Source organism: Kitasatospora sp. NPDC004289 (genome assembly GCF_053602875.1).
On the sequence record NZ_JBSGEL010000004.1, the window covers coordinates 93,835 to 120,459 of the forward strand.

Below are 26,625 nucleotides of genomic sequence, written 5' to 3' on the forward strand. Positions count from 1 at the left end.
GGGCGAGGGGGAGACCGATGGACGACCGCTACGAGCGCCACTGCCTCGCCGACCCGCTCTTCTACGACGTGCCGCCCGCCACCGAGCGGCCCTACCCGGCGGCCACCGCCGCCCTGCCGCCCGGCTGGGAGCGGGTCGTCCACGGCCCCTGGGTCAACCTGGCCCCGCCCGGCACCGACCTGCCCGAGCAGGGGTGGAAGGTGCACGTCTCGGCCGCCGCGCCGGAGGCCGAGCGGGTGATCGCCACCGTGCTGGAGCACTGCACGGCCACCGGCACGCCGGTGAAGTTCCTGCGCTCCCCGGCCCGGCTGCTGGCCGCCAACGCCAAGTACGCCCCGCGCGAGGCGAGCGGCAAGCTGCTCACCCTCTACCCGCTGGGCGAGCAGGCGCTGCACCACGCCCTGACCGAGCTCTCGGCCGCGCTCAAGGGCACCCCCGGGCCGTACGTGCTGAGCGACCTGCGCTGGCAGGAGGGGCCGCTCTACCTGCGCTACGGCGCCTACCGCCGGCAGTGGACCACCGGCGCGGACGGCCGGCGGGTGCCGGCCCTGCGCGGTCCTGACGGCGCGTTGGTCCCCGACGTGCGCGGGGTGGTCTTCACCGTGCCGGACTGGGCGCCGGTGCCGGAGTTCGTGGCCGGGCAGATCGCCGAGGCCGCCGCCGCGCCCGAGCCGGACTTCCCCTTCGACGTGGCCGAGGCGCTGCACTTCTCCAACGGCGGCGGCGTCTACCGGGCCACCGACCGCCGGGACGGCCGCACCGTGGTGCTCCGGGAGGCCCGCCCGCACGCGGGCCTGGACGCCGACGGCCGGGACGCGGTGGAGCGCCTGCACCGCGAGCGCGCGGTGCTGGAGCGGCTGGCCGGCCTGGACTTCGTCCCCGCGCTGTACGAGTACCGGCAGGACTGGGAGCACCACTTCCTGGTCGAGGAGCACATCGAGGGCGAGCCGCTGGAGCGGGCCTTCACCCGGCGCTGCCCGCTCACCCGGCCCGACCCCTCCTCGGCCGAGCTGGCGGAGTACACCGCCTGGGCGCTGGACGTCGTCGGGCAGTTGGAGCTGATGCTCGGCCGGCTGCACGAGCGGGGGCTGGTCTTCGGCGACCTGCACCCGGGGAACGTGCTGCTGCGCCCGGACGGGCGGTGCGCCCTGGTCGACTTCGAGCTGGCCTTCCCGGTGGACGCGGCCGAGGGCCCGGCGCTCGGCGCCCCCGGCTTCGTCAGCCCGGCGGCCCGGCGGGGCACGGCGGTGGACCGGTACGCGCTGGCGGCGCTGCGGCTCTACCTGCTGCTCCCGCTCAACCCGCTGCTCCACCTGGACTCCGGCAAGGCCGAGCAGGCGCTGGCCGAGATCCCGGCCCGCTACCCGGTGCCCGAGGGCTTCGCCGCCGCCACCCGCGCGGCGCTGCGCGAGGCGGTCGGCGGCGAACTGCCCGGGGGCAGCGCCGAACTGGCCGGCGGCCCGCCGCCCGCACCCTGGCCCGCGCCCGGGGTGACCGGCCCGGCCGGCTGGTGGCCGGTGCTGGACTCGCTGGCCGAGGGCATCCGGGCCACCGCCACCCCGGGGCGGACGGACCGTCTGTTCCCGGGCGACGTGGCCCAGTTCGAGCCCGGCGGCCCCGCGCTCTCGCTGGCCCACGGCGCGGCCGGGGTGCTGTACGCGCTGCACGGCTGCGGCTACCGGGTGCCCGAGGAGCAGCTGGACTGGCTGGTGGAGCGCGCCCGCGCGCTCACCGACCCGCGGCCCGGCCTGTACGACGGCCTGGCGGGAGTGGCCTGGGCGCTGCGCCGCATGGGCCGCCCGGAGCAGGCCGAGGAGCTGCTCGACCGGGCCGAGGCGGCCGGCCCGCCCGGCGCCCCCGGGCTCGGCTCCGGCCGGGCCGGGCTGGCGCTGGCACTGCTGGACTCGGCCCGGCACACCGGGGACCGCGACCGGGCCGCGCGGGCGTACGCGCTGGCCGACGGCCTCACCGCGCTGGTGCCCGACGGCGCCCCGGGCGCCCCGCACGCGCCCGGGCTGCTGGACGGGCGGGCCGGGCTGGCCGCGCTCTTCCACCACCTGCACGCCGACTCCGGCGAGCCGCGCTGGGCCACCGCCGCCGAGGCGGCGCTGCGCTCCGAACTGGCCGGCGCCACCCGCCCGGAGGGCATGCTGATGCTCACCGAGCCGGACGGGCGCCGCCTGCTGCCCTACCTCGCCGCGGGCGGGGTCGGGCTCGGGCTGCTGATCGCCGCCGTCCCGGCCTGGCGCACCAGGCCAGACCTGGCGGCCGCGCTGGCCTCCGCCGACCGGGCCTGCCGGCCCCGGCTGGTGGCCGCGGCCGGCCTGTTCGAGGGCCGGGCCGGGATGCTGCTGCACCTGGCCCGGGGCGGGCAGTGGGAACTGATGGCCCGCCACCTCTGGGAGCTGCGGCTCCAGGTGGCCGGCCTGCGCGGCCACTGGGCGGTGCCCGGGCGGCGGCTGCACCGCTTCTCCACCGATCTGGCCACCGGGGCGGCGGGGGTGATGCTGGCCCTGCACGAGGCGGTGCTCGGCCCCGTCCCGCTGCCCGGCCTCACCGATCTCCCCGGCGGACCCGCCGGGGCCGTCACCGACGAAGGGACACCACAGTGACCTCGATCCTCAAGCTCCAGGGCCTGGCCGAGGACCGCACGGAGGGCGAGTACGCCGCCGACTCCAGCCACTGGAGCAGCCACGCCCACTTCCGCGCCGCCCAGCCGGTCGCGGCCGAGCCGCAGGACTGACCTCCCCTCAGGTCCCCCGGTCGGTCGGCGGACCGGCCGGGCACCTGGGGAGCGCCCCGCAGGGGCGCGGGGAACTGCGCGCGGGAGTGGCAGCACGTGCAACTGGCTGACGTGCCCTGATCTCACGCCGGTCCGCCTTCCGTACTCGCGCCCGCGCGGCGGAGCCGCACATCAGCAGAGCCTCGCGCCCCCGGGGTGACCACCTGCGCCGGCTCTCAGGCCTCGTCCGCGGGCAGCCGCAGCTGGAGCATCGCCAGCAGCCGCTGCTGCGGCTGGGCCAGGTCGATCCCGGTGAGCTGCTCGGCCCGGCGGACCCGGTACCGCAGGGTGTTGGGGTGGATGTGCAGCGCGTCGGCGGCCACCCGGACCTCGCCCAGCGCGTCCAGCCAGGCCAGCACCGACTCGGCCAGCCGGGTGCCGTGCCGCCGGTCGTACGCGGTCAGCGCGGTCAGCCGCGGGTCCCGAAGCCCGCCGCGCTCCTGGAGCAGCGCCAGCACCTCGCTCACCAGCACCTCGGCCTGCACGTCGATCAGCGCGGCCACCTCCAGCGCCACCCCGCCGCGGCCCATCGCGTCCAGGATCCGGTCCGCCTGCGCCCGGGACTCGGGGACCGCCGCCAGCCCGTCCACGGTGGCGCCGACCGCTGCCCGCAGCGGCACGCCCAGGTGCTCGCGGGCCGCCTCCACCACCTCCTGGGCCCAGGCCCGGACGGTGGACATCGGCAGCCCGGCGGGGAGTTCGGGCAGCAGCACGTACACCCGGGAGTCGATCGGGGCGAGCAGCGCCGAGCGGTGCCGGGCGGCGGTGTGCACCGAGATCAGGCCGGTCACCTCGGCCCGGGTCAGCTCCAGGTCGGAGCCCTCGGAGGGCGAACCGGCCGCGTAGGCCAGCACGGTGGCGGGCCGCCGCAGGTCCAGGCCGAGGTGGGTGGCCAGCGTCTGCGGGCCGGTGGAGCCCTCCAGCAGGCCGGTCAGCAGCGTCCGGGTGAGCCGCACGTCCGCCGACAACTCCCGCCTGCGGCGCACCAGTTGAGCCGCTGCCACCCGGGCCGCGCCGACCAGTGCCTGGTCCGCCAGCGGGGCCAGCGGCTGCGCGCCCTCCTGCACCCAGATGGTGCCCAGCGGCTGCGCCCCGGCCCGGATGCCGATCGCCAGCCGGCGCCGGATGCCCAGCTCCGGGTGCGGGTCGATCCCGATCACCGTGTCGGAGGAGCGCAGGTGCTGGAAGATGCCCCACTCGCGGAGCTTGGACAGGTACGGCTCCGGGCCCTGCCAGCCGAGGATGGAGAGCCGCCGCAGGTCGTCCACCTCGTCGCTGTCCGAGGAGCGCGAGTAGGCCAGCACCCGGCTGGAGGTGTCCTCGATGGAGACGATGCCGTTGGTCAGCACCGCGACGGTCTGGGCCAGCGAGAAGAGGTCACCGGCGTTGTGCTCCGGGGTCTCCGGGGCGTCCGGGCCGGCGATGATCGCCCGGGCCAGCGAGTCCAGGTGCTCCCAACGGGTCTCCCGCCGCACGCTCAGCAGCGCCACCCCGGCCTCGGTGGCCGCCTCGCGCAGCGCGTCCGCCTGCCCCGGCGCGTCCAGCTTCACCGCCACCGCCGCGGCCCCGGCCCGCCCGGCCGCCCGCAGGGCCGGCAGCGCCGCCCGGCCGCGGGCCCCGATCGCCAGCACCAGCTCCCCGGCCGAGGCGGTGGCCGGGTCCTCCGGGTCGAGGATCGCCACGTCCCGCACCGGCACGTCCAGCCCGGCCGGGGCCGCCTGGAGCTCGACCAGCGGTTCGCCCAGCGACATCAGCAGCTGACGCAGCGGCAGCCCGGCGGCGGCCATCCGTTCTCCCATCCTCGTGCCCGGTGCGGTAAGGACCGCTCGGCCTGACGGCCCGTCACAGTGCCCCGACCTGACCTAGTCCCGGCCGGACTGTCCGGGCTTCGGGGCGATCGTGCGTCGGCGATGCGGGCCGTTCCTATTCTCGGCCCGGGGTGGCCGTGACCGCCGAGCGCCACCACCACGCCGAAACGTCCCTGGAGGACCGCGATGAACGCCGCGCTGGCGACCCTGCCGATCCTGGTCACCTTAGGGCTGCTGGCCGCCCGGGTGCGAGCCCTGTACGCCGCGCTGGCCGCCCTGGCCACGGCGGTGGTGGTCACCCTCACCTCCTTCCGCCAGCCGGCCGGGGACCTCGGGCGGGCCGAACTGCACATGCTCCCCACCGTCGTGGAGCTCGCCGCCATCCTGTTCGGCGGCATCCTGCTCAGCGAGCTGATGAGCCGCACCGGCACCCAGAAGCGCCTCGGCGACTGGATCGGCGGCTCGGCCGGCACCGCCGCCCGCGCGGTGCTGCTGGTCCAGCTGGGCGTGACCCCCTTCGCCGAGTCGCTGACCGGCTTCGGCATCGGCGTGGTGGTGGCGATCCCGCTGCTGCGCCAGCTGGGCCTGTCCGCGCCCAAGGCCGCCGTGGTCGGCCTGCTCGGCCTGGTCACCGTGCCCTGGGGCTCGCTGGCCCCCGGCAGCCTGGTCGCCGCCGAGCTCGGCGGGGTGGAGTTCCAGGAGCTGGGCATCAACTCCGCGCTGCTCTCCGCTCCGGTCTTCCTGATCGCCGGTGCCGCCGCCCTGGTGGTCGCCTTCGGCCCGCGCCGGGCGCTGGCCGCGACCGGCGAGCTGGTGCTCGCGGCGGGCACCCTCTGGCTGACCGTCTGGGCCGTGGACTTCTTCGTCGGCATGCCGCTGGCCGGCGTGCTCGGCGGCATCACCACCGTCGTGGTGCTGCTGCTGGTCTCCCGGCTGGGCGGCTCCGCCGCGGTCGCCGCGGCCCGCACCCCGCTCGGCCGGGCCCTGGTCCCGTACGGCTTCCTGGTCGGCGGTCTGCTGCTGAGCCGGCTCGCGCTCGGCCTGGCCGGGATCGAGGAGGGCTGGTGGGCGGTGCTGGCCGGCCCGGCGGGCTGGCTGCTGCTGACCGCCGCGCTCACCCCCGGGCTGCTCGGCACCGACGGCGCCGTGCTGCCGCCCGCCACCCGGGCCACCTTCGGCCGCTGGTGGCAGGTCACCCTGACCACCGTGGTCTTCCTGGCGCTGGGCACCCTGCTGGCGGCCAGCGGGATGAGCCGGGCGCTGGCCGACGCCGGGGCCGCGCTCGGCGTCGGCTACCTGCTGCTGGCCCCCTGGATCGGCGCCGTCGGCGGCTTCCTGGCGGGCTCCAACACCGGGGCCAACGCGATGTTCGCCTCCAGCCAGGCGGCCACCGCCCAGCTGCTGAACTACCCGGCCGCCCAGCTGGTCGCGGTGCAGAACGTCAGCGCGGCCCTCGCCTCCGGCGGCGCGGTGGCCCGTGTGGTGCTGGCCGCCCAGCTGGCCGAGAACGCCCCCGGCCCGTCCGGGCCCGCCGCGGCCGACGCCCCGTCGGGCGGCGTGGCGGTGCTCACCGAGACCGCGACCGTGACCGCGGAGAAGGTGGACACCACCTACGTGCTGCGCACCGTCCTGTCGGTGCACGCCCTGATCTTCCTGGTGCTCGGTGTGATCGCCGTCCTGTGGCGGTGAGCCGGTTAGCCCGGTCGGTCGGCTCTGTTCACCCGTACAAGGGTGAGGGGCCGACTTTGGCTGCCAGGCCAACCAAAGCCATGGCCTCGGCGGCTTAGCGTTTCTTCATGGCCGGCGTGTGACCCCCGCCCGGCCTTCCCCCATGACGAGAAGGAGATCGCGCGCTCATGGATGCTGTGACCCAGGTCCCCGCGCCGGTGAACGAGCCGGTCCACAGCTACGCCCCCGGCACCCCCGAGCGGGCCCGGCTGGAGGCCAAGCTGAAGGAGCTGGGCGGCCAGGAGCCGATCCAGCTCACCATGACCATCGACGGCGAGCAGCGGATGGGTGGCGGCGAGGAGATCCACGTCGTCCAGCCGCACAACCACGCGGCCCGCCTCGGCACCCTGCGCAACGCCACCCAGGACGACGCGCGCGACGCGATCGACGCCGCCCTGGCCGCGGCCCCCGCCTGGCAGGCGCTCTCCTTCGACTCCCGCGCCGCGATCTTCCTCAAGGCCGCCGACCTGCTGGCCGGCCCCTGGCGCGAGACCCTGGCCGCCGCCACCATGCTCGGCCAGTCCAAGACCGCCCAGCAGGCCGAGATCGACACCCCCTGCGAGCTGGTCGACTTCCTGCGCTTCAACGTGCACTTCGCCCGCCAGATCATCGCCGAGCAGCCGATCTCCTCGGACGGCGTCTGGAACCGCAGCGACCACCGCGCGCTGGAGGGCTTCGTCTACGCGATCACCCCCTTCAACTTCACCGCGATCGCGCTCAACCTCCCGACCGCCCCGGCCCTGATGGGCAACGTGGTGATCTGGAAGCCGTCCCCCACCCAGCAGTTCTCCGCGCACCTGCTGATGCGCCTGCTGGAGGCGGCCGGCCTGCCCAAGGGCGTCATCAACATGGTCACCGGCGATGGCCTGGCCGTCTCCGAGGTCGCGCTCCACCACCCGGAGCTGGCCGGCATCCACTTCACCGGCTCCACCGCCACCTTCCAGCACCTGTGGCGCGAGGTCGGCACCAACATCGCCAACTACCGCACCTACCCGCGGATCGTCGGCGAGACCGGTGGCAAGGACTTCCTGGTCGCCCACCCGTCCGCCGACAAGGCCGTGCTGAAGACCGCGATGACCCGCGGCGCCTTCGAGTTCCAGGGCCAGAAGTGTTCGGCGCTCTCCCGCGCCTACGTCCCGGCCTCGATCTGGGCCGAGCTGAAGGACGAGTTCCGCGACGAGGTCGACGGCCTGACCATGGGCGACGTCACCGACCTGTCGAACTTCATGTCGGCCGTCATCGACGCCCGCTCGTTCGCCAAGAACAAGGCCGCGATCGACCGCGCCCAGGCCGACCCCGAGGTCGAGGTCCTGGCCGGCGGCACCTACGACGACTCGGTCGGCTACTTCGTCCGCCCGACCGTCCTGGTCTGCGAGGACCCGGCCTCCGAGTACTTCAAGGACGAGTACTTCGGCCCGATCCTGGCCGTGCACGTCTACGAGGACGAGAAGTACGAGGAGATGCTGACCCAGATGGAGTCGGTCTCCTCCTACGGCCTGACCGGCGCGGTGATCGCCCAGGACCGCGACGCCATCCAGGCCGCGATGCTGAAGCTCCGTCACGCGGCGGGCAACTTCTACATCAACGACAAGCCCACCGGCGCCGTCGTCGGCCAGCAGCCCTTCGGCGGCGGCCGCGCCTCCGGCACCAACGACAAGGCCGGCGCCAAGCAGAACCTGATGCGCTGGACCTCGACGCGCTCGGTCAAGGAGACCTTCGTCCCGCCGACCGACTACCGCTACCCCCACATGGGCTGACCAGTCGTCACTCCCCCCTGAGGGCGGCGGCGGAACCCCACGCCGCCGCCCTCACCCCTCCCCACCTGCTGAACCTTCTCCAGGAGTTCACGATGCTCCGTTCCGCCCTCCTCGCCGCGTCCCGCTCCCCGCAGGTGCGCACCGTGGTCGAGAAGTTCCCGCCCACCCACGCGATAGTCGAGCGCTTCGTCGCCGGCGAGCGCCTCGAGCAGGCCGTCACCGCCACCGACGAGCTGATCGTCACCGGCCGCAAGGTCACCCTGGACCACCTGGGCGAGGACACCAAGGACGCGGAGCAGGCCGCCGGCACCGCCGAGGCCTACGAGCACCTGCTCGCCGCGCTCAAGGAGACCGGCCTGGCCGCCGACGCCGAGGTCTCCGTCAAGCTCTCCGCCGTCGGCCAGTTCCTCCCGGTGGACGGCGAGAAGATCGCCCTGGAGAACGCCCGCCGCATCTGCGAGGCCGCCGCCGCGGCCGGCACCACGGTGACCCTCGACATGGAGGACCACACCACCACCGACTCCACCCTGGCCATCGCCCGCGAGCTGCGGGTGGACTTCCCGTGGCTGGGCGTCGTCCTCCAGGCGTACCTGCGCCGCACCGAGTCCGACTGCCGCGACCTGGCCACCGCCGGCTCCCGGGTCCGGATCTGCAAGGGCGCCTACAAGGAGCCCGAGTCGGTCGCCTTCCAGGGCAAGCACGAGGTCGACCTGGCCTACGTCCGCGCCCTCAAGATCCTGATGGCCGGCGAGGGCTACCCGATGGTCGCCTCGCACGACCCCAACATGATCAAGATCGCCGGCCAGCTGGCCGACTGGAACGGCCGCGCGCGGGACAGCTTCGAGTACCAGATGCTGCTCGGCATCCGCCCCGAGGAGCAGCTGCGCCTCGCCGAGGCCGGCAACACCATGCGCGTCTACCTCCCCTACGGCCAGGAGTGGTACGGCTACTTCATGCGCCGCCTCGCGGAGCGCCCGGCCAACCTCACCTTCTTCCTCCGCGCCATGGCCACCCGGGGCTGACGGGTCGTCACGGCGGAAGGGCCCGGGGCAGCAGCCCCGGGCCCTTCGGCGTCCCCGCGAGGGGGCTCAGAGCATCGCGCCCGCGGGCTTGACCATGGCGCGCGCCGTCTTGGCGTTGACGTACTCGCCGATGGCGGTCATCACCCACTCGCCGGAGTACTGGCGGACCAGCTTGCACATCACGACGCCGGTGCTCGGCTCGGAGGTGGTGAGGTCGAAGCGGACCAGCTCCTGGCCGGAGCCGGCGTCGAGGAGGCGGCAGTAGGCGTTCTTGACGTCGGTGAACTTCTGGCCGGAGAAGGAGTTGACGACGAAGACCAGGCCGCAGACCTCGGCGGGGAGGCCGTCCAGGTGGACGGTGATGGCCTCGTCGTCGCCCGCGCCCTCGCCGGTGAGGTTGTCACCGGAGTGGGCGATGGCGCCGTTGAAGACCGAGAGCTTCATGAACCAGGCGGTCTCGACCTTGTTGCGCTGGGCGTCGAAGGCGATGCAGGAGGCGTCCAGGTCGATGTTGCGGCCGCGCCCGGCGGGCTCCCAGCCGAGGCCCATCCGGACGGCGGCGAGGAAGGGCTTGCCGTTCTTCTCCAGCGAGACGGAGCCGCCCTTGGTGAGGCTGACCCGGCCCTTGTCGAGGGTGACCTTGGTGAGCGAGGCCGGGACGGCGGGCGGGGTGACCGGCTTGGGCGGGGCCTGGGTGGGGGCGGACTGCGGGGGAGCGGGCGGCGGGGCGGGCGAGTCGTCCACCGTGACGCCGAAGTCGGTGGCGATGCCGGCCAGGCCGTCGGCGTAGCCCTGGCCGACGGCGCGGACCTTCCAGGCACCGCCCCGGCGGTAGACCTCGACCACCACCAGGGCGGTCTCCCGGGTGAGCCGCGGCGGGGTGAAGGTGACCAGCACCTCGCCGGTGTCCGCGTTGCGGATGGTGGCGGTGGGCTCGGTGCCGGCGAAGGTGGCGCCCGCGTCGTCGAGGCTGGCCGTCACGACGACCTTCTCGATGCCGGCGGGCAGCGCCCCGGTGTCCACGGTGATCGCGTCGGGGGCACCGCCGGCGGCCGGACGGTGCGTCACCCCGGGCCCGTTCGGGGCGTTGAAGAAGACGAAGTCGGCGTCCGAGCGGACCTTGCCCGCCTCGGTGAGCAGCAGCCCCGAGACGTCCAGCGCCTTGGGGGCCGTCACCTCGACCGTCACCCGGGCCGAGGCGAGCGGCGCGTTGCCGCCCTGGGTCAGGACCGTCGTCACTGGCTGCTCCTTCTCCACGCGCATCCCTGATGCACACTCAACTCTGGCGGCTGCGAAGGCCCAGCGTAGCCAAGCTCTCAGCTGAATCGGCGAGTCGGCACGGAAAGCGGCTTGTCCCGTCCCGGCCGCTGGGAAAGCATGCAGGACATGCCAGCCCTACAACGTTCCGAGGCGCGCACCCGTGCCCGACTCCTCCAGGTCCACGGCTACACCCTCGACCTGGACCTGACCCGCGGCGAGACGGTCTACGGCTGCACGACGACCATCCGCTTCGCCTGCACCGAGCCCGGTGCCGGGACCTTCCTCGACCTGCGGCCCGAGCTCCTGCACCGCGCGGTGCTCAACGGCACCGAGCTGGACCCGGCCGCCGTGGCGGACCACCGCCTGCCGCTGACCGGTCTGCTCGCCGAGAACGAGCTGCTGCTGGTCACCGACCAGCGCTACTCCTCCACCGGTGAGGGTCTGCACCGCTACGTCGACCCGGCCGACGGTTCGGTCTACCTCTACGCGAGCTGCGGCCCCGACCTGGCCCCGCTCGCCTTCCCCTGCTTCGACCAGCCCGACCTCAAGGCGGCCTTCACCCTCTCCGCCACCGTCCCGGCCGGCTGGACGGTGCTCGGCAACGGCACCGGCAAGCAGGTGGCCGAGGGCCGCTGGGAGTTCGAGCCGACCAAGCCGTTCTCCACCTACCTGTTCACCGTCGTGGCGGGCCCGCTGCACTCGGTGCACTCCGAGCACGACGGCATCCGGCTCGGCCTGCACGGCCGCAAGGCGCTCGCCGCCGACCTGGACCGCGAGGCCGAGGAGCTGTTCGAGGTCACCCGGCAGTCCTTCGACCGGCTGCACGAGCTCTTCGACGAGCGCTACCCGTTCGGCGACTACGACCAGGCGTTCGTGCCCGAGTTCAACTGGGGCGCGATGGAGAACCCCGGCTGCGTGGTCTTCGCCGAGCAGATGCTCTTCCACTCGGCCCCCACCGAGGTGGAGCGCACCTTCCGCGCCATGGTGGTGGCGCACGAGATGGCCCACATGTGGTTCGGCGACCTGGTCACCCTCCGCTGGTGGGACGACATCTGGCTGAACGAGTCCTTCGCCGAGTACCTCGGCTTCCGGATCACCGACGAGGTGACCCGCTTCCGCGGCGCCTGGAGCGGCTTCGCGATCAAGCGCAAGGGCTGGGGCTACGACGCCGACCAGCGCTCCACCACCCACCCGATCGCCGCCGAGGGCCTGGAGAGCGTCGCCGAGGCGATGGGCAACTTCGACGGCATCTCCTACGCCAAGGGCGCCGCCGCGCTGCGCCAGCTGGTCGCCTGGCTCGGCGACGAGGCCTTCTTCGCCGGGATCAACGAGCACTTCGCCCGGCACCGCTTCGGCAACGCCGAACTCGCCGAGTTCCTGGACGTGTTGAGCGAGACCAGCGGCCGGGACGTCCGCGGCTGGGCCGAGCGCTGGCTGCGCACCTCCGGCGTCGACACCCTGCGGCTGTCGGTCGCGTACGACGGCGACACCGTCGTCTCCGCCGAGCTGGTGCCGGACGGCAGCCGCCCGCACCTGGTCGGCGTCGGCGTCTTCGACCTGGACGCGGACGGGAGGCCGGTGCTCCGGGAGTCCTTCGGGGTCGAGCTGGAGCCCGGCACCCCCGCTCCGCTGCCGCGGCTGGCCGGGGCGCCCCGCCCCGCGCTGCTGCTGCCCAACCACGGCGACCTGTCCTGGGCCAAGATCCGGCTGGACGAGGCCTCCTGGCGGACCGTCACCGAGAAGCTCTCGCTCTTCCAGGACGAGCTGGTCCGCGCGGTGCTCTGGGAGCACGCCCGCGACCTGGTCCGCGACGGCGAGCTGACGCCCTCCGGCTACCTCGACCTGGTCGCCGCGCACCTGCCCGGCGAGCCGGCGGACGCCATCGTGGAGGCGGTCCTCACCTTCGCCCGCACCAAGATGCTCGCCTACCTGCCGCCGGCGGAGCGGACCGCCGCCCAGGCCCGGCTGGCAGCCGCCGCCCGGGAGCTGCTGGCCCGTCAAGACGTGGAGCAGGGCCTGCGGCTGGCCGCACTGCGGGCCGCCGTCGACAACGCCACCGGCGAGCGGGAGTCGGCCGAGCTGGAGGGGTGGCTCGCCGGCGGTGCCTTCGGCATCGAGCTCAGCGCGGAGCTGCGGTGGGCGGCGCTGGTGCGGCTCGCCGCGCGCGGCGTGATCGGCGAGGAGCGGATCGCGGCCGAGCTGGCGGCCGACCCCGGGGTGACCGCCGCCGAGGGGGCGGCCCGGGCGCGGGCCGCGCTGCCGGGGGCCGAGGCCAAGGAGGCCGCCTGGGGGCTGCTGTTCGGTGAGAGCGGGCTGTCGAACGCGCTGCTCACCGCGGCGGCCCAGGGCTTCTGGCAGTCGGGTGGCGAGGAGCTTCAACGGCCCTACGTGGAACGGTACTTCGCGGAGGTGCCGGCGGCCGGCGAGCGCGGCGAAACCGTCTCGCGCGTCCTCGGCTCCGCCCTCTTCCCGACCGGCTGGTCCACCCCGGAGACCCTCGCCCTGGCCGTCGCCGCCCTGGCCGGCGACGGCCTGACCCCCGGACTGCGCCGCACCCTGGCCGACCAGATCGACGACCTCACCCGGGCCACCCGCATCCGCCTGGGGTAAGTGGCCACACCTCGGGGGCGCGACCTGTTGGTTGGCTCGGCCCGGCAGGGCAGCGCCCCAGGGGCGCGAGGAACTGCGCGACCAGCCGTGCACCGCCGTTCAGGTCGCGGCACGTGCAACTGGCTCTCGTGGAGGCGATCCACCGGTGGTGGTCTTCCGCTTCGCGCCCGCGCGGCGGAGCCGCACGTGTCACAGCCTCGCGCCCTGGGCATCTGCCCTGCCGGGCGGAGTGCCCCGACGGGCGGAGTGCCCTGCCGGGGCGTCAGCCGAAGGTGCCGCGGGTGGTGGTGGCGGTGGAGCGGCGGAGGTTGAAGGCCGACGCGGACCAGGTCTCCGTGGCGGGGCGGGCGGGGCCGGGGCTCGCCGAGGCGGAGGGGTCGACGGTGTGGACGGCGAAGAGGTAGCTGCCGGGGGCGACGTCGAGGCCCGGCGGGAGGGTGAAGCGGTAGACCAGGGTGCCGCGCTCCTGGAGCACCGTCACCACGGCGCCGGGCAGCGTGGTCCACGGCAGCGTGCCGGGCAGCGACTCCGGGCGGGCGAGCTGGAACTCGACCTGGAGGGCGGTGAGGTCCTCGCCGACGGCCAGGGTCAGGGTGTGCCGGGAGCCGGTCTGCCCGAGCGGCGTGCGCTCGGCCAGGCCGGTCATCGCCTCGGTCGGCTTCGGGGAGGGGGTGGGCGCCACCGGTACCGGTCCGACCGGGCCGGGCGCGCCGCCGCCGGGAGAGGGCGACGGTGAGGACGACGGCACGGGCGGGGCCGGGAGCGAGGGCCCGGGGGCCGGGGTCGCCGGGGAGGTGGCGGTCGTGGGGGCGGCCGGCGTGGGCGAGGACGTCCGGGGACGGACCGGGCTCGGGCTGGCCGGGTGGGTCACCGACGGGGTTCGGGCACCGAGCGCCCGCGGGCCGGGCACCGTGGCGGAGGGGCTGGGCGTCGGCGAAGGCGTGCCCTCCCGGGAGGGCTCGGGGGCCGAGTCGGGGCTGGGCACCGGCGGGCTGGCGCCGACGTTGGTGACCCCGGGCAGCCGGCCGACGCTCTGCTGCTCGCTGACCAGCCAGGTGGTGGCCACGCTGATGCCGACCACGGTGGACATCGCCATCGCCGCGCCGGAGAAGCGGAAGCCCGGCAGCCGGAACCGCGCGCCGACCGGCTTCGGCCGTCCGTGCCGCGCGTGCCGTGACGGCCCGTCGTGTCGTGCGGCGGCCGCCGTCCCGTCCTTCTCGCGGAGCTCCCGGAGCAACCGGCCCGCCTCCTTCCCGACTCACCGACCCAGAACCATCGAAGACCCGTCCCGCCGCCGCTGCGGCTCGGCCGCTGGTCGCGGTCCGGGTACGGGGCAGGGCACGTGGCGGGGCCAGCTGAGACTACCAGTGCGCACCTGACGGACCGCCAGACCCGGTGCGCGGCAGTCGGATCCGGGGCCGCGAGCCGTTGTTGCAACCCCCTTGCAACGGTTGCAAGGGCGGCGCCGCTGCCGCAGGCTGGGCGGAACCCCAGCCGCCTCGGAGATATCGTCATGCCGCGCGACCCGCTGTCAGCCGCCTCGAACCCGCCGTTCGCCGCCACCCCCACGGGCGACGAGGCGGTCGGACCCGACGTCGTGCCGGGGCCGGTGGAGGAGGTCCTGACGCTGCGGATCGCGCTCGACGAGGACTCGGTGGGAGAGGTGCGCACCCGCTTCCGGTACGACCCGGAGAGGCCCTACGAGGTGCTGCTCACCTTCCACCTCGGCCGCTCCGACGAGGCGGACTGGGTGTTCTCCCGTGAGCTGCTCCGGGACGGCCTCTCCGGTCTGAGCGGGCAGGGCGACGTCAAGCTCTGGCCCGCGTACTGCCCCTGCCACGGCTCGACCCTGCACCTGGCCCTCGAATCGCCGCACGGGCGGGCGCTCCTGGAGGCCTCCAAGCCCCGGGTGCAGGCCTGGCTGGAGCGCACCTACGCCGTGGTGTCGGCCGAGGAGGAGGCGCTCGCCGGGCCGACGGACGGTCAGCTCACCGAGCTGCTCAACGGGTTCTGAGCACCTCGCCGATCCCCTCGCCGGGCAGCCGCAGCGTGCCGCGCAGCAGGCCCGAGCGGACCTCGCGCACGGCCGGGGCGGAGGAGGTCGGCAGCAGGTCGTACGGGTCGCTCGGGCGGAGCACCGTCACCTCGGCCGCCGGGGTCAGCCGGTACGGGCGGTGGTCCAGCAGCCCGCCCAGGTAGCGCCGCAGCCGGGAGACCTCGGCCCGGACGGTGACCGTCCGGGAGGGGTCGCCGAAGAGCGCCTCGGAGAGCCGGGCCGCGCTGAGCCCCTCCCGGTGCACCGCCAGCAGCAGCAGCAGTTCCGCGTGGCGCGGGCTGAGCCCGTGCGACCAGCGGCCGACCGCGCCCTCCACGGTGAGCTCGGGCCGGGCCGCCCGGCGCAGGTCCAGGGTGATCAGGGAGCCGTCGCCGGGATGGTCCGGGCCGGGGTCGGCGGTGGGACGGATCAGCCAGCCGTCGGCCAGCGGCTCCACCGCGCACTCGCCCAGGGTGGGCAGCCAGACCCGGGGCGAGCCGCCGAGCCCCTCGGCGGGCAACCGGAGCCGGGGCACCGGGGCCAGGCCGACGGTGGCCGCCGTCCAGCCCTCGTTGTCCACCACCACGGCGGGCTGGTCCACCCGGGCCAGCAGCGGGGTGGCCACGGTGCGCAGCCGGTGCAGCGCCTCCAGCTGACGGGCCCTCAGTTCGGCCTCGGCCAGCCGGGCGCCGGTGGCGGCGAGTTGGAGCAGGTAGGGGGCCATCGAGCGGGCCGGGCCGCTGAGGTTGACGGCGCCGAGCAGCCGGCCGGTGCGCGGGTCGTGCACGGGTGCGGCCACGCAGGTCCAGCCGTGGTGGCTGCGCAGGTAGTGCTCGGCGGAGTGCACCTGGACCGGGCGGCGGACCCGCAGGGCCAGGCCGATCCCGTTGGTGCCGACCTCGTCCTCGACCCAGCGGGCGCCGGTCTCGAAGCCGATCGAGTCGGCGGTGCGCAGCAGCGGGCGCTCGCCCTCGTGCCAGAGCACGTGGCCCTCGCCGTCGGCGATGGCCAGGATCAGCGGGGTGGAGCCGGTGGGCAGCAGCAGCGTCGCCCGCAGCACCGGGAGGATCTCGGAGAGGTGGGTCTCGCGGCGGCGGTGCTCCAGTTCGGCGGGGCCGATCCGGCGGGCCTCCCGGCCGCGGTCCGGGTCCAGGCCGAGTCGGCGCAGCCGGTCCCAGGAGTCGCCGATCTCGGGCCTGGGGCCCGCCCCGGGCCCGTCCGACGGCGGCGCGGAGGAGGCCATGACCCGCTCGTAACGCTCGGGTAGGTCCGCCTGTTCGGGGGCTCGGCGGGGCTGCGGGACCGCTCGATGACTCTCCTGCAACCGGTGCCTCCCCCGTCGGGCCCACGTCGGTCCACTGGTGTACCGGAGACAGGTTAAGGCCGGGAGCCGGGGCGTTGGTGGGGTTGGGGAATCTTTGGACCGGCCGCTATCTGCCGGAAGAGGGGGATTGACCGGTTATCCGTTCTTCATCTCCGCTCTGGTAGTAGTTGTCCGTGTGATCCGTTTTGTTCGAAGGATGTTCAGATGACCGCCGTGCCGCTCGCGTTCGACGGCGGCGCGATCGACGGGGGGCTCTACTCCACGGTGACCGGCTGGGCGCACGCCGCCCCGCCCTGGCTGGACGAACTCGTGCGGATCTGGTCGGAGTTCGGCCTCGCCCTGTTCGCACTGCTGATGCTCGGCGCCTGGTGGCACGCCCGGGGCCGGGGCCCGGTGGTGATGGCCCGGGTACTGGCCGCGCCACTGGTGGTGGTCGCCGCCTACCTGGTGAACCTGGTCCTCAAGGGTCTGGTCGAGGAGGTCAGGCCGTGCCGGCAGCTACCCGGGCCGCCGACCCTGGAGGCGTGCCCGCCGGCGGGCGACTGGTCCTTCCCGAGCAGCCACGCGGTGATCGCCGCCGCCTCCGCCACCGCCCTCTGGCTCGCCTGGCGCGGGCTCGGCCGGCTCTGCGCGGTGGCCGCGCTGCTGATGGCCGCCTCCCGGGTCTGGGTCGGCGTCCACTACCCGCACGACGTGCTGGCCGGGGTCGCGGTCGGCGTCCTGCTGGCCGCCCCGCCCGCCCTGCTCGCCGCCCGGGCCGCCCCGCTGGTCGCCCGCGCCCGCGCGGGGGCGCTCGGGCCCGTGCTCGGCGCGGGCTCCGGGGCGCACGCCGTCCCCTCGGGAGCGCTCTGACGGGCCCCTTGTGTGCCCGCGGCCGCGGGGAGAGCATGTGAGCCGGTCCGGCAGAACGCTCCGGGCCGGCTCGGTCCACGTGCAGCGCGGCGGAGGGGGAGAACCGTGACGTTCCGGTTGGAGATGACCCAGGGGGACTGGCCGGCGGCCGAGTTCGCCAAGGGGGTCGAGGGGCTGCTGGCCGAGAGCATGGTGCTCACCCTGGCCACCGCGGGCCCCGAGCGCGGCCCGCACGCCAACCTCGCCTTCTTCGCCTACGACGAGGACCTGGTCCTCTACTTCGTCAGCGAGCGCTCCACCCGGCACAGCCTCCACCTCACCGAGGAGGCCAGGGCCGCCGCCACCGTCTTCCTCCCGCCGCCGGTCTTCGGCGAACAGCTCCGCGGCATCCAGTTCACCGGCCGGGCCGGCGAGGCTTGGGGCCACCACGCGGAGGCCGCCTTCGCGGCCTACCAGGGCCGCTACCCGTCCTTCGGACAGGACCCCGACCTACGCCGCCAGTACCTCAGCGGCGCCGGAGCCGCAGCCCTCTACCGCTTCCAGGTCGACGAACTCACCGCCGTCGACGAACCCCGCTTCGGCCGCCGCAACTACCTCTCCGCCCGCGTCCTGCGCTAGCCGCCGCAAGGCGGAACAGGGGCGCGAGGAACTGCGCGAAGCGGAAGACCACCACCGTCAGATCGCCTCCACGAGGGCGAGTTGCACGTGCCGCGATCTGAACGGCGGTGCACGGCTGGTCGCGCAGTTCCTCGCGCCCCTGGGGGGGCTGCCCTGCCGGGCCGGGCCACTACAGCTAGCCGCCGGCGGGGTAGCGGATGGGCATGGCGTCGGTGAGGCCCGGCGGGACGACGGCGATGAGGACGGCGGAGAGGCCGTCGGGGCCGGCGTGCAGGGTGGCGCCGGTGTCGAGGGGGCAGACGGCCAGGGTGTGGCGCCGCAGCGGGAGGGTGGAGCCGTCCGGACCGACGAGACGTCCGCCGCCGCTGACGACGAACCAGATCTCCTCCGTGCCCTCCCGCCCCCGGGCGTCGATCCGGCTGCCGGGAGCGAGATCGAGGTGGTCCACCGACTCGGTCTCGCTGTGGAAGAAGCCCCGCCGGGCCAGCGAGCGCCCGGTGCTCCGTACCGTGTTGCCCCGAAGGGTCCGGGGTGCGTTCCCCGGTCGCGAGACGATCATGCCGCACCCCGTTCGGTCACCCGTCGCCCGTCCTCGGCGTCCGGCACGGCCAGGCTCGCGGTGAAGTACCGCAGCGACTGCCCGTCGGAGCGGAGCGTCACCGCACTTCCGAGCGGCAGCGTCACCGCCGTCCCCGGAGCGAGCCGCACCTCGGTGGCTCCCGCGAGTGCCCGTCCGGTGCCGGCCAGCACGTACAGGGTGTGCTCCCGGTCGTCCGAGCGGAGCTCCTCCTGCCGGCCGGGCCCGAGGGTGACCAGCCGGGCCTCCCGGAGCGGGCCGCTGAGCAGGGCGGTGAGGTCGGCGGTGCCGTCCGCCGCGAGGTCGATGATGGTGGCGGTGCGCATGAGGGGCCTTCCGGTGTGGCCGGGGTCGCCGGTGAGCACGACGGCGACCGGTGGGCTGATGACTTCGATGACGATCCAGTCCAGGTCGACGGCGCCCGGGTTGTTCAGCCGGTGCCGGGTGCCGACCGGATTGGTGATCAGGGTGCCGGGGCCGACGGTGTGCAGGACGCCGTCCAGCAGCAGTTCGCCCTCGCCGGAGACCACGAAGTAGAGCTCCTCGGTCCGGCTGTGGTGGTGCACGCCGCACTCGGTGGCGGGCGGCAGGGTGGAGATCTCGATCGCCTCCCAGGTGCCGGACAGGCCGCGTCGGCGGGCCAGGCACTTCCACCGGGCGACGTTCCTGCCGCCGTGCATCGCGTGCACGTCGGCGGCGCCGCCGGGGTCGGCGACGATCAGTTCGTCGGAGTACCCGGTGACCGGGGTGGTCCGGTTCGCCAGCATGCCTCTCCTCCTCCGTCGGGTCCTCGGGACACGGTTCGGTTCCGGCCTCCATGCTGTGCGGCCCGCTGTCCCGGACACCTGGGGCAGGCGTCACCAACCGGTCCCGTCCGTCACCCCGGTTCCTCCGGCACCACTGACAAGGACCTGTCGATATGCCAACATGTGCTCCTCGCAAGCGATCTGACGGACAGCCAGGGGGAATCGCATGACGTACGGCAGCGCCGTGACCGCCCCGACCGGAACGGCGGCTCCACAGCCGCCCACCCCGCCGGTACCGCCCACACCGCCCACCCCGCCCGTGCCTCCGGCCCCTCCGGCCCCGCCGGTGCCGCCCACCCCGCCGGCCCCGCCCGTACCGCCCACTCCGCCGGCCCCGCCCACTCCGCCGGCCCCGCCGGTTCCGCCCACGCCGCCGTCGTGACGATCGCCCGGCACGGACGAAGTCCTGGACCGGGCCGAGGGCTTCCCCGCGGGGCGGCCCCCCGGTGACCTCCTGGACCCTGACACCCGACCGTGCCGACTCCTGGGCGGTGCTGGTTGCGGTCGGCACCTACGCCGGGCTGCCGCCGATGCCCGAGGCGGTGGCCTCGATGGAGCTGCTCGCCGACCACCTCGCCGGCCCGGACGGCAGCTTCGCCCCCGAGCGGGTGGTGCGGCTGGTCGATCCCCGGAGTCCCGGCGAGGTGCTGGCCCGGATCGCCGACGCGGCCGGCCGGGCCCGCTCGACGGTGCTGCTCTACTACGCGGGGCACGGAGTGACCAGCCCGGAGGGCCGCCTGCACCTGGCGCTGCCCGGGACGGAGGACGACCCGGATCGGGTGCCGGGCACCGCGCTCTCCGCCGAGGCGGCGCTGGCCGCGTTGGGGCAGGGGGCGGCGCACCGGATCGCGGTGCTGGACTGCTGCTTCGCCGGTCTGGCGCTGGACGAACCGGCCGCCGCCGACCTGCACCTGCTCACCGCCGTGGACCGGGACCACCGGGCCCTGCTCAACGAGGAGCTCGGGCTCACCCGCTTCGCCGAGGAGCTGCTGCGGCTGCTGCGCGAGGGCGTCCCGGACGGGCCCGCCGACCTCCCGCTGGACCTGATCCACCACCACCTGGCGGTCGAACTGGCGCAGGTGCCGGACCCGGTGCCGAGCCTCTACCGGCCCCCCGTGCCGATGCAGCGGGCCGTGGACGGCAGCGGCCACCTGGCGCTGGCCCGCAATCCGGCCCACGGCACCGCGCTCACCGCGACCGGCCTGCGCGCCCGGGCCGGGTTCGCCGCCCGGCAGTTCGCCGTCCGCCAGTACCGGCGGCCCTGGCACCAGCCGCAGGCCGCCGCCCGGCTGGCCGCCATCGCGGCCGACGCGGCGGCCGTGCTCGGCCCGGCCGACCTGCTCACCCTCCAGCTCCGCACCGCCCACGCCGACGCCGTCGGCACCACCGAGGGAGGGGAGGCCGCCCTCGCTCTGCTCCGGCCGCTGGCCGCGCTGGCCGCCGCGATCCTGCCGGCCGGCTCCCCGGTGTTGGTGACGGTCAAGGAGTCCCTGGCCCGCTGGCAGAACTGACGACCCCTCAGGGAAGGATGGGCCCGGCAGCCCGTCCCGCCCGAGAGGAACCCCGATGACCTTCCGCACCACCACCCCGGCCGGCGTCCACCCCAGCCCGCGCTACAGCCACGTGGTCAGCGCCACCGGCCGCCAGGTCCACGTGGCCGGCCAGGTCCCCCTCGACGAGAAGGGCCACCTGGTCGGCGAGGGCGACGCCCTGGCCCAGGCCCGCCAGGTCTTCGCCAACATCGGCCATTGCCTGGCTGCCGCCGACGCCACCTTCGACCACCTGGTGAAGCTCACCGTCTACGTCACCGACATCGCCCACCTGGAAGCCGTCCGCACCGCCTGGGACGAACACCTCGACCCCGCCCACGCCCCGGCCTCCTCCGCCGTCCAGGTCGCCGCCCTGTTCCGCCCCGACCTCCTCCTGGAGATCGAAGCCTTCGCGGTCGTCCCGGAGTAGGGCGGCCGGGCGTCAGGCCCCTGCGCCGCCGAGCTCGTACTCGAAGGTGACGCGGTGGGTGCCGTCCTGGTCGACGGTGAGGGAGCCGGCGCCGGTGATGCCGGTGAGGGCTCCGGTGCCGCTGCCGGGGACGATGACGAAGAAGGGGGAGAGCCGGTCACTGCCGGTGGTGCTGGCGGAGTGGGCGAAGTTGAAGGTGCCCTCGCGGCCGTGCAGGGTGCCCTCGAAGGACTCCAGGGCGAGGTAGGTGCCGACGCCGGTGGCGTGGTCGAAGGCGGAGGTGAAGATCGTCGCGGAGCGGCCCGCGGCCTCCCCCTCGAAGAGCTTCTCCATGGTGGCGACCCCGGCCGGGGCGCCGGTGGTGACCTCGAAGGCCGGGGTGACCTCGGCCGGGACGAAGGACTTCACGGTGAACGTCGCGTCAGCTCTCATGGGGCGGATGGTAGTCAGCCCCACCGACAGATCCGGACGCCCAGGGCGGCGGCGCGTCGGCCGGCCAGCCGCCGCGGGCCGCCACCTCCAGGACCAGGGCCCCGATGTTCCACGCGTCGTCCTCGCCCCGGTGGTGGCGCCCCTCCAGGGGGAGCCCGGCGAGCTGCAGGGCCTGTGCCATTCCGGGCCGCTTGCGCAGCCCGTACGCCTCGGTGAAGGCGGCCTTGGCGTTCACGTGCCGGTGCCCGAACGGGTACCGCACCCCGGCGGCCCGGCACTGCCGGGTGAACTGGTGCCGGTCGTAGTCGCCCCAACTCGCCCAGACCCGCTGCCCGCTGAGGTGCTCGGCGGCCAACAGGCGGCAGGCCTCGGCGAATTCGACCCCCCGCATGACCTCCGCCTGGGTCAGGCCGGTCAGTTCGGTGCAGAACGCGCTCACCGCGGACCGGGCCGGCCGCACCAGGATCCGGTGCCGCGCCACCCGCCGCCGGGCGGCCAGGTCCACCACCGTCAGCCCGATCTCGATGATCTCGCTCACCGCCCCGGGCGGCGGCTGTCCGTCCCAGCAGGTCGCCTCGACGTCGACCACGTTCAGAAGCTGCGCGTCCTCGCTCATCCGACGGAGCGTAGCCGCCGTGCCCGGCCGGATAATCCCCTTTTCCGGGGGCGGGGTTCCTCTAGAATCGCGCCCTTGCCCACCGGAGGAAGAGGGTCGAGGACGTGACGGTCGGTCAGTTGGCGGGGGTGGCCCGGGCCGTGTTCGGGCCGGAGCGACGGCTGCGGAGCGTCGAGCGGCTGCGGGGCGGCAGCAAGAAGGGCGTCTACCGGCTCCGCCTCGACGACGGCGGCACGGCCGTCGCCTACCTCTGGCACGCCTCCGAGAACTACTGGCCGACGACGCCGGACGCCGCCGAGGACCACACGGATCCGTTCTCGCACGCCTCGGGCATCGACCTCTTCCTGGCCGCCCACCGCCAGCTGACCGCCCTCGGGGTGCGCACGCCCGGCCTGCTGGCGGCGGACCGCTCCAGGACCCTCCATCCGGCCGAGTTCGCCGTGGTCGAGGACGTCCCCGGCGAGAGCCTGGAGGTCCTGCTCGAACGGGACCCGGAGGCCGCCGCACCCGTCCTGGCCCGCCTCGCCGACAGCCTCCGGCTGATGCGGCGGCAGACCGCCCCGGCCTTCGGCAAGGCCGCCCTGATCGACGGCGGCGGCCTCTCGCAGGGCAGTTCCTGCGAGCAGCTGGTCCTCGACCGGGCCCTCGCCGACCTGGCCGAGGCGGCCGCCCGCGACCCCCGGGCAGCCGCCGTCCGCGACCGGGTCGAGGCCGAGCTGCACGCGCTGGCCGCCGAGGTCCGCCCCCGGGAGCGGTACGCGCTGGTCCACGGCGAACTCGGCCCCGACCACGTGCTGGTGGACCACCGGGGGCAGCCGGTGCTGATCGACATCGAGGGGTTGATGTTCTTCGACCTGGAGTGGGAGCACGTCTTCCTCCGCCTGCGCTTCGCCGAGCACTACCCCGCCCTCCACGCCGAGGACCTCGACCCGCAGCGCCTGGCGCTCTACGACCTGGCGATGAGCCTCTCCCTGGTGGCCGGCCCGCTCCGGCTCCTCGACGGCGACTTCCCCGACCGCGCGTTCATGCTCGCCGTCGTCGAGCACAACCTCGCCCGGGTCCTCGCTGCACTGCCCCCGGATCAGTCGGCGATCGCCTGATCCGGTGTCAGGCCGGTGCCCTCCGCGAAGGCGGCGGTGAAGGCCTCGGGGCCGAGGGCGGTGCGGACCGCCGCCGTGATCCGGTCGACGTCGGCGCGTTCGGCCCTCGGCAGCGGCGCGCCGGTCCCCGCGCGGGCGGCCGCCGCGGCGCCGAGCAGGACGGCCGCCCGCCGGTACGCCGACGGCTCGGCCGCCCCCGCGAGCGCCGCCGCCCCGGCCAGGCCCTCCAGGGCGAGGGCCAGGGCCCGCGGGTCGCCGGTGGTGCGGGCGGCCGCCAGGCCGGCCAGGTGGTGGGAGTGGGCGGCCCCGGCGTCTCCGCGCAGCTCGGCGACGTAGCCCAACTCGGCCAGCACCAGCGCGTTGGCGCTCTCCAGGCCGGCCTCCCGGTGCCAGGCCAGGACGGCCAGCAGGTGGCCCTCGGCGGTGTCCAGGTCGCCCTCGCGGCGGGCGCCGAGGGCGAGGCCGAGCTGGGCGTTGACCTCACCGGCCCGGAAGTCGTGCTCGGCGCTGCGGCGCAGTGCCCGCCCGTGCAGTTCGCGGGCCCCGGCGAGGTCGCCCGTCAGCAGGGCGATCCGGCCGAGCCCGGCCATCAGGTCCCCGGCGGTGGTGGCCAGCCCCAGCTCCTCCGCCATCCCCAGGCCGTCCCGTAGCCGTTCGGCGGCCTGTGGGTAGTCCCCGAGGATCTCGGCCCGGGCGGCGAGCGGGTAGACGGTGCGCAACTCGCCCCAGCGGTCGCCGAGTTCGCGGAAGGTGGCGGCGCTGCGTTCGCCGTGGAGCCGGACGCCCTCCAGGTCGCCGCGGGCCAGCAGCTGCACCGACCGGTCACCGAGCGCGGCGGCGGTGCCCCAGCGGTGGCCGAGCCGTTCGAAATCGGCCAGGGCCAGCGCGGTCAGCTCCTCGCCGGCCACCAGGTCGCCGATGCTGCTCACCGCGTGCCCGAGGAACCACCGCGCCTCGGCCAGCGCGAGCCCGTCGTCCCCCGCCCCGGCCCCGGCCCCGTCGCTCCCGCCGTTTCCCCCGTTCCCGTCGGCTCCGGCGGACAGGGCGGGGCGGTGGGCGGCGAGGGCGGCGGCGTACCGGCTGGTGCGGTCCGCCGTGGCGCCGCTGAGCACCGCCGTCCCGGCCTGCCAGGCGGTGGCCCGGGCCCGGTCGAGCGGCTCGCCGCCGGGCAGCGCCAGGGCCGCGTCGAGCGCCCGGCGCAGCTCGCCGAGCCGTCCGCGCAGCACCCAGCACCAGGCCAGCGAGTCGACCAGCCGCAGTGCCTGGCCGGTGTCCCCGGCCCGGACGGCCTGGTCCAGACTGCCCGTCAGATTGGCGCTCTCGGTGCTGAGCCGGTCCAGCCAGTGGCGCTGCTCGGGCCCGCGCAGCCGGGCCGAGGCCCGGGCGGCCAGCTCGGTGTAGTGCGCGCGGTGCAGCGCCCGCACCTCCTGCGACTCCCCGGCCAGTTCCAGCTGTTCCAGGGCGTAGGCGGCCACCGACTCGTAGGGCCGGTAGCGCACCGCTCCGTCGGTACCGGTGCGGACGGTGAGCAGCGAGCGGTCGACCAGCCGAGCCAGGACATCGACCACCTCGGCCTCCGTCACCGCGCCCCCGGCGCAGACCCGTTCGGCCGCGTCCAGGGTGCACCCCTCCGCGTGCACGGCCAGGCGGCGCAGCACGGTCCGCTCGGCTTCGCCGAGCAGGCCCCAGCTCCAGTCGATCACGGCCCGCAGGGTCTGCTGGCGGGCGGGTGCGCCGCGCCGGCCGGTGGTGAGCAGCCGGAAGCGGTCGTCCAGCCGGGCCAGCAGCTCCGCCGCGCCGAGCGCACGGATCCGGGTGGCGGCCAGCTCCAGGGCCAGGGGCAGGCCGTCCAGCCGTCGGCAGATCGCCGCCACGGCGTCCCGTTCGGCCGGGTCGGGGGCGAAGCCCGGGGCGGAGGCGGCGGCCCGGGCGGTGAAGAGCGCCACGGCGTCCGGCTCGGCCAGCGGGCCGACCGTCCAGAGCGCCTCGCCGTCCACGGCCAGCGGCTCCTGACTGGTGGTCAGCACCACCAGGCCGGGTGCGGCCCGCAGCAGCGTGCCGACCAGCAGGGCCACCGGCTCCACCAGGTGCTCGCAGTTGTCCAGCACCAGGAGCGTCCGCCGCCCGCGCAGAGCACCGGCGAGCCGCTCGGTCGGAGTGGTGCCGCGGCCCGGGGCGGGCCCCCAGCTGCCGTCGTCGCGGATGCCCAGGGCGGCGCAGACCAGATCGCCCGGGTCGGAGCCGGGGCCGTGCCCGGCCAGCTCCACCAGCCACGCGCCGTCCGGGTACCGGTGCCGGGCCTGCTCGGCGGCGGCCAGTGCGAGCCGGGTCTTGCCGACGCCGCCGGTGCCGGTCAGCGTCACCAGCCGTCCGTCGTCGAGCAGCCGCCGGATCCCGGCGAGGTCGGCGTCCCGCCCGAGCAGTCCGGTGACCGCTGCCGGGAGGCCGCCCGGCCGCCGAGGGGCCGGCAGTGCCGGCGGTGCCGGTGTCGCAGAATCGTCCTGTCGCAGCAACTCCTGGTGCAGGGAGGCGAGTTCGTGGCCCGGATCGGTGCCCAGCTGATCGGCCAGCAGTTCGCGGTACTCCTGGTACCCGTTCAGCGCCTCGGCCGTCCGGCCGGTGCGGTGGAGCGCCCGCCAGTGCAGCGCGCGCGGGCGTTCCCGGAACGGCCGACTGTCGATCAACTCGGCGGTCTCCGCGATCAGTTCGGCGTACTCGCCGAGGCGCAGGCGGGCCTCGGCCAGCTCCTCCCGGGCGGTGAGCCACTGCTCGGTAAGCCGGGTGGCGGCGGTGCGGGCGAACGGCTGCTCCTCGAAGCCCGCGAAGGCCGGGCCGCGCCAGAGCTCCAGTGCCTCGGCCAGCAGCGCCCGCTGCTCGCCGGGGTCGGCCGACTCCCGTGCCCGCCCGGTCAGTTCGCCGAAGCGTGCGACATCGTGGGCGGTCGCGGCCAGCCGGTAGCCCGCGGGGACGGCCTCGACCAGGGCGCGGGCGCCCGGTTCCGCCTCCTCCAGCGCCCGGCGCAGCTGGGAGACCTTGGCCTGGAGCGCCCGCCCCGGATTGGCGGGCAGCGGCTCCTCCGGCCAGAGGGCGTCGACCAAGCGCTCGGCGGAGGCGGGGCGGCCGTCGGCGGCGAGCAGGGCGGCCAGCAGGGTGCGGACCTTCGCCTCCGGCACGGCGACGGGCCGCCTGTCGTCCGTGCGCACCTCGACCCCGCCCAGCACCCCGAATCGCATGCCTCCACCGTAGTGCAGATGATCAACACCGCCGGGGCCCCGGGCCCGCCCCGAACCGGACCCGAACGGTTCCCGAACATCCCGCCCGCAGAGTGGTCCCCGTCAG

General features: G+C 75.3%; 21 protein-coding genes. 12 read left to right on the plus strand and 9 right to left on the minus strand.

Annotated features, from left to right (window positions below; all coding sequences use genetic code 11):
- The first annotated feature begins 17 nt into the window (after nt 1-17).
- Nucleotides 18-2,612, plus strand: coding sequence for a class III lanthionine synthetase LanKC (lanKC, locus tag ACWEPF_RS03930; protein WP_452171298.1), 2,595 nt, complete (start codon nt 18-20; stop codon nt 2,610-2,612).
- The gene (locus ACWEPF_RS03935) at nt 2,609-2,743 is read left to right on the plus strand and encodes a hypothetical protein (RefSeq protein WP_380149023.1); all 135 of its coding nucleotides are present in this window, start codon (nt 2,609-2,611) and stop codon (nt 2,741-2,743) included. Before lanKC ends, ACWEPF_RS03935 begins: the two co-directional genes overlap by 4 nt.
- Nucleotides 2,744-2,958: 215 nt before the next feature.
- Here the strand turns inward: ACWEPF_RS03935 and ACWEPF_RS03940 are convergent, their stop codons facing one another.
- A complete protein-coding gene (locus ACWEPF_RS03940) occupies nt 2,959-4,569 on the minus strand; it encodes a PucR family transcriptional regulator (protein WP_380149025.1) in 1,611 nt (536 codons plus the stop codon).
- A gap of 207 nt (nt 4,570-4,776) precedes the next feature.
- Between ACWEPF_RS03940 and ACWEPF_RS03945 the strand changes: the two genes are divergently transcribed.
- From ACWEPF_RS03945 to ACWEPF_RS03955, 3 genes are all read left to right on the plus strand, one after another.
- Complete coding sequence (locus ACWEPF_RS03945; RefSeq protein ID WP_452171299.1) at nt 4,777-6,279, plus strand: L-lactate permease; 1,503 nt, start codon at nt 4,777-4,779, stop codon at nt 6,277-6,279.
- A gap of 167 nt (nt 6,280-6,446) precedes the next feature.
- Nucleotides 6,447-8,075, plus strand: coding sequence for an L-glutamate gamma-semialdehyde dehydrogenase (gene pruA, locus ACWEPF_RS03950; protein ID WP_452171300.1), 1,629 nt, complete (start codon nt 6,447-6,449; stop codon nt 8,073-8,075).
- Nucleotides 8,076-8,167: 92 nt separating this feature from the next.
- A complete protein-coding gene (locus ACWEPF_RS03955) occupies nt 8,168-9,097 on the plus strand; it encodes a proline dehydrogenase family protein (RefSeq protein WP_449796498.1) in 930 nt (309 codons plus the stop codon).
- Nucleotides 9,098-9,163: 66 nt separating this feature from the next.
- Here the strand turns inward: ACWEPF_RS03955 and ACWEPF_RS03960 are convergent, their stop codons facing one another.
- Entirely contained in the window at nt 9,164-10,324 is a 1,161-nt protein-coding gene (locus ACWEPF_RS03960) for a TerD family protein (protein ID WP_452171360.1), read from the minus strand.
- Between the two features lie 159 nt (nt 10,325-10,483).
- Between ACWEPF_RS03960 and pepN the strand changes: the two genes are divergently transcribed.
- Nucleotides 10,484-12,967: an aminopeptidase N gene (gene pepN, locus ACWEPF_RS03965; RefSeq protein ID WP_452171301.1), complete on the plus strand. Its 2,484-nt coding sequence runs from the start codon at nt 10,484-10,486 to the stop codon at nt 12,965-12,967.
- Between the two features lie 262 nt (nt 12,968-13,229).
- Here the strand turns inward: pepN and ACWEPF_RS03970 are convergent, their stop codons facing one another.
- Nucleotides 13,230-14,204 (minus strand): hypothetical protein, encoded by a 975-nt coding sequence (locus ACWEPF_RS03970; protein WP_452171302.1) that lies wholly within the window; start codon nt 14,202-14,204, stop codon nt 13,230-13,232.
- A 276-nt stretch (nt 14,205-14,480) separates the two neighbouring features.
- Here ACWEPF_RS03970 and ACWEPF_RS03975 point away from each other — a divergent pair, with 276 nt between their 5' ends.
- Nucleotides 14,481-14,981: an SsgA family sporulation/cell division regulator gene (locus tag ACWEPF_RS03975; protein ID WP_345281164.1), complete on the plus strand. Its 501-nt coding sequence runs from the start codon at nt 14,481-14,483 to the stop codon at nt 14,979-14,981.
- Here ACWEPF_RS03975 and ACWEPF_RS03980 read toward each other — a convergent pair.
- Nucleotides 14,968-16,245 (minus strand): GAF domain-containing protein, encoded by a 1,278-nt coding sequence (locus ACWEPF_RS03980; protein ID WP_452171303.1) that lies wholly within the window; start codon nt 16,243-16,245, stop codon nt 14,968-14,970. The genes ACWEPF_RS03975 and ACWEPF_RS03980 overlap by 14 nt on opposite strands.
- Before the next feature lie 285 nt (nt 16,246-16,530).
- On the opposite strand from ACWEPF_RS03980, the gene ACWEPF_RS03985 reads away from it, so the two are divergent.
- Together ACWEPF_RS03985 and ACWEPF_RS03990 are read left to right on the plus strand one after the other, a co-directional pair.
- The gene (locus tag ACWEPF_RS03985; RefSeq protein ID WP_452171304.1) at nt 16,531-17,178 is read left to right on the plus strand and encodes a phosphatase PAP2 family protein; all 648 of its coding nucleotides are present in this window, start codon (nt 16,531-16,533) and stop codon (nt 17,176-17,178) included.
- 105 nt (nt 17,179-17,283) lie between these two features.
- Entirely contained in the window at nt 17,284-17,796 is a 513-nt protein-coding gene (locus ACWEPF_RS03990; protein ID WP_345281169.1) for a pyridoxamine 5'-phosphate oxidase family protein, read from the plus strand.
- Between the two features lie 175 nt (nt 17,797-17,971).
- Here the strand turns inward: ACWEPF_RS03990 and ACWEPF_RS03995 are convergent, their stop codons facing one another.
- Nucleotides 17,972-18,355, minus strand: coding sequence for a hypothetical protein (locus ACWEPF_RS03995; protein WP_345281171.1), 384 nt, complete (start codon nt 18,353-18,355; stop codon nt 17,972-17,974).
- Nucleotides 18,352-19,140, minus strand: a complete 789-nt coding sequence (locus tag ACWEPF_RS04000) for a cupin domain-containing protein (protein WP_452171305.1) — start codon at nt 19,138-19,140, stop codon at nt 18,352-18,354. The genes ACWEPF_RS03995 and ACWEPF_RS04000 overlap by 4 nt, the downstream gene beginning before the upstream one ends.
- A 485-nt stretch (nt 19,141-19,625) precedes the next feature.
- On the opposite strand from ACWEPF_RS04000, the gene ACWEPF_RS04005 reads away from it, so the two are divergent.
- Both ACWEPF_RS04005 and ACWEPF_RS04010 read left to right on the plus strand, forming a co-directional pair.
- Entirely contained in the window at nt 19,626-20,690 is a 1,065-nt protein-coding gene (locus ACWEPF_RS04005; RefSeq protein ID WP_452171306.1) for a caspase, EACC1-associated type, read from the plus strand.
- A 55-nt stretch (nt 20,691-20,745) separates the two neighbouring features.
- The gene (locus tag ACWEPF_RS04010) at nt 20,746-21,138 is read left to right on the plus strand and encodes a RidA family protein (protein ID WP_452171307.1); all 393 of its coding nucleotides are present in this window, start codon (nt 20,746-20,748) and stop codon (nt 21,136-21,138) included.
- A 12-nt stretch (nt 21,139-21,150) separates the two neighbouring features.
- On the opposite strand, the gene ACWEPF_RS04015 is transcribed toward ACWEPF_RS04010, so the two are convergent.
- Together ACWEPF_RS04015 and ACWEPF_RS04020 are read right to left on the minus strand one after the other, a co-directional pair.
- Nucleotides 21,151-21,570 (minus strand): DUF3224 domain-containing protein, encoded by a 420-nt coding sequence (locus ACWEPF_RS04015; RefSeq protein ID WP_345281177.1) that lies wholly within the window; start codon nt 21,568-21,570, stop codon nt 21,151-21,153.
- Nucleotides 21,560-22,186, minus strand: coding sequence for an exonuclease domain-containing protein (locus tag ACWEPF_RS04020; RefSeq protein WP_452171308.1), 627 nt, complete (start codon nt 22,184-22,186; stop codon nt 21,560-21,562). The genes ACWEPF_RS04015 and ACWEPF_RS04020 overlap by 11 nt, the downstream gene beginning before the upstream one ends.
- Nucleotides 22,187-22,290: 104 nt before the next feature.
- On the opposite strand from ACWEPF_RS04020, the gene ACWEPF_RS04025 reads away from it, so the two are divergent.
- Nucleotides 22,291-23,286 (plus strand): phosphotransferase family protein, encoded by a 996-nt coding sequence (locus ACWEPF_RS04025; RefSeq protein WP_452171309.1) that lies wholly within the window; start codon nt 22,291-22,293, stop codon nt 23,284-23,286.
- On the opposite strand, the gene ACWEPF_RS04030 is transcribed toward ACWEPF_RS04025, so the two are convergent.
- Nucleotides 23,268-26,519, minus strand: a complete 3,252-nt coding sequence (locus tag ACWEPF_RS04030) for a BTAD domain-containing putative transcriptional regulator (RefSeq protein WP_452171310.1) — start codon at nt 26,517-26,519, stop codon at nt 23,268-23,270. The genes ACWEPF_RS04025 and ACWEPF_RS04030 overlap by 19 nt on opposite strands.
- Nucleotides 26,520-26,625: the final 106 nt, after the last annotated feature.

Coding starts and splice junctions, on each gene's coding strand:
- lanKC (WP_452171298.1), top strand. CDS start 18: ATGGACGACCGCTACGAGCGCCACTGCCTCGCCGACCCGCTCTTCTAC.
- ACWEPF_RS03940 (WP_380149025.1), bottom strand. CDS start 4,569: ATGGCCGCCGCCGGGCTGCCGCTGCGTCAGCTGCTGATGTCGCTGGGC.
- ACWEPF_RS03945 (WP_452171299.1), top strand. CDS start 4,777: ATGAACGCCGCGCTGGCGACCCTGCCGATCCTGGTCACCTTAGGGCTG.
- pruA (WP_452171300.1), top strand. CDS start 6,447: ATGGATGCTGTGACCCAGGTCCCCGCGCCGGTGAACGAGCCGGTCCAC.
- ACWEPF_RS03955 (WP_449796498.1), top strand. CDS start 8,168: ATGCTCCGTTCCGCCCTCCTCGCCGCGTCCCGCTCCCCGCAGGTGCGC.
- pepN (WP_452171301.1), top strand. CDS start 10,484: ATGCCAGCCCTACAACGTTCCGAGGCGCGCACCCGTGCCCGACTCCTC.
- ACWEPF_RS03975 (WP_345281164.1), top strand. CDS start 14,481: ATGCCGCGCGACCCGCTGTCAGCCGCCTCGAACCCGCCGTTCGCCGCC.
- ACWEPF_RS03980 (WP_452171303.1), bottom strand. CDS start 16,245: ATGGCCTCCTCCGCGCCGCCGTCGGACGGGCCCGGGGCGGGCCCCAGG.
- ACWEPF_RS03985 (WP_452171304.1), top strand. CDS start 16,531: ATGACCGCCGTGCCGCTCGCGTTCGACGGCGGCGCGATCGACGGGGGG.
- ACWEPF_RS03995 (WP_345281171.1), bottom strand. CDS start 18,355: ATGATCGTCTCGCGACCGGGGAACGCACCCCGGACCCTTCGGGGCAAC.
- ACWEPF_RS04000 (WP_452171305.1), bottom strand. CDS start 19,140: ATGCTGGCGAACCGGACCACCCCGGTCACCGGGTACTCCGACGAACTG.
- ACWEPF_RS04010 (WP_452171307.1), top strand. CDS start 20,746: ATGACCTTCCGCACCACCACCCCGGCCGGCGTCCACCCCAGCCCGCGC.
- ACWEPF_RS04015 (WP_345281177.1), bottom strand. CDS start 21,570: ATGAGAGCTGACGCGACGTTCACCGTGAAGTCCTTCGTCCCGGCCGAG.
- ACWEPF_RS04020 (WP_452171308.1), bottom strand. CDS start 22,186: ATGAGCGAGGACGCGCAGCTTCTGAACGTGGTCGACGTCGAGGCGACC.
- ACWEPF_RS04030 (WP_452171310.1), bottom strand. CDS start 26,519: ATGCGATTCGGGGTGCTGGGCGGGGTCGAGGTGCGCACGGACGACAGG.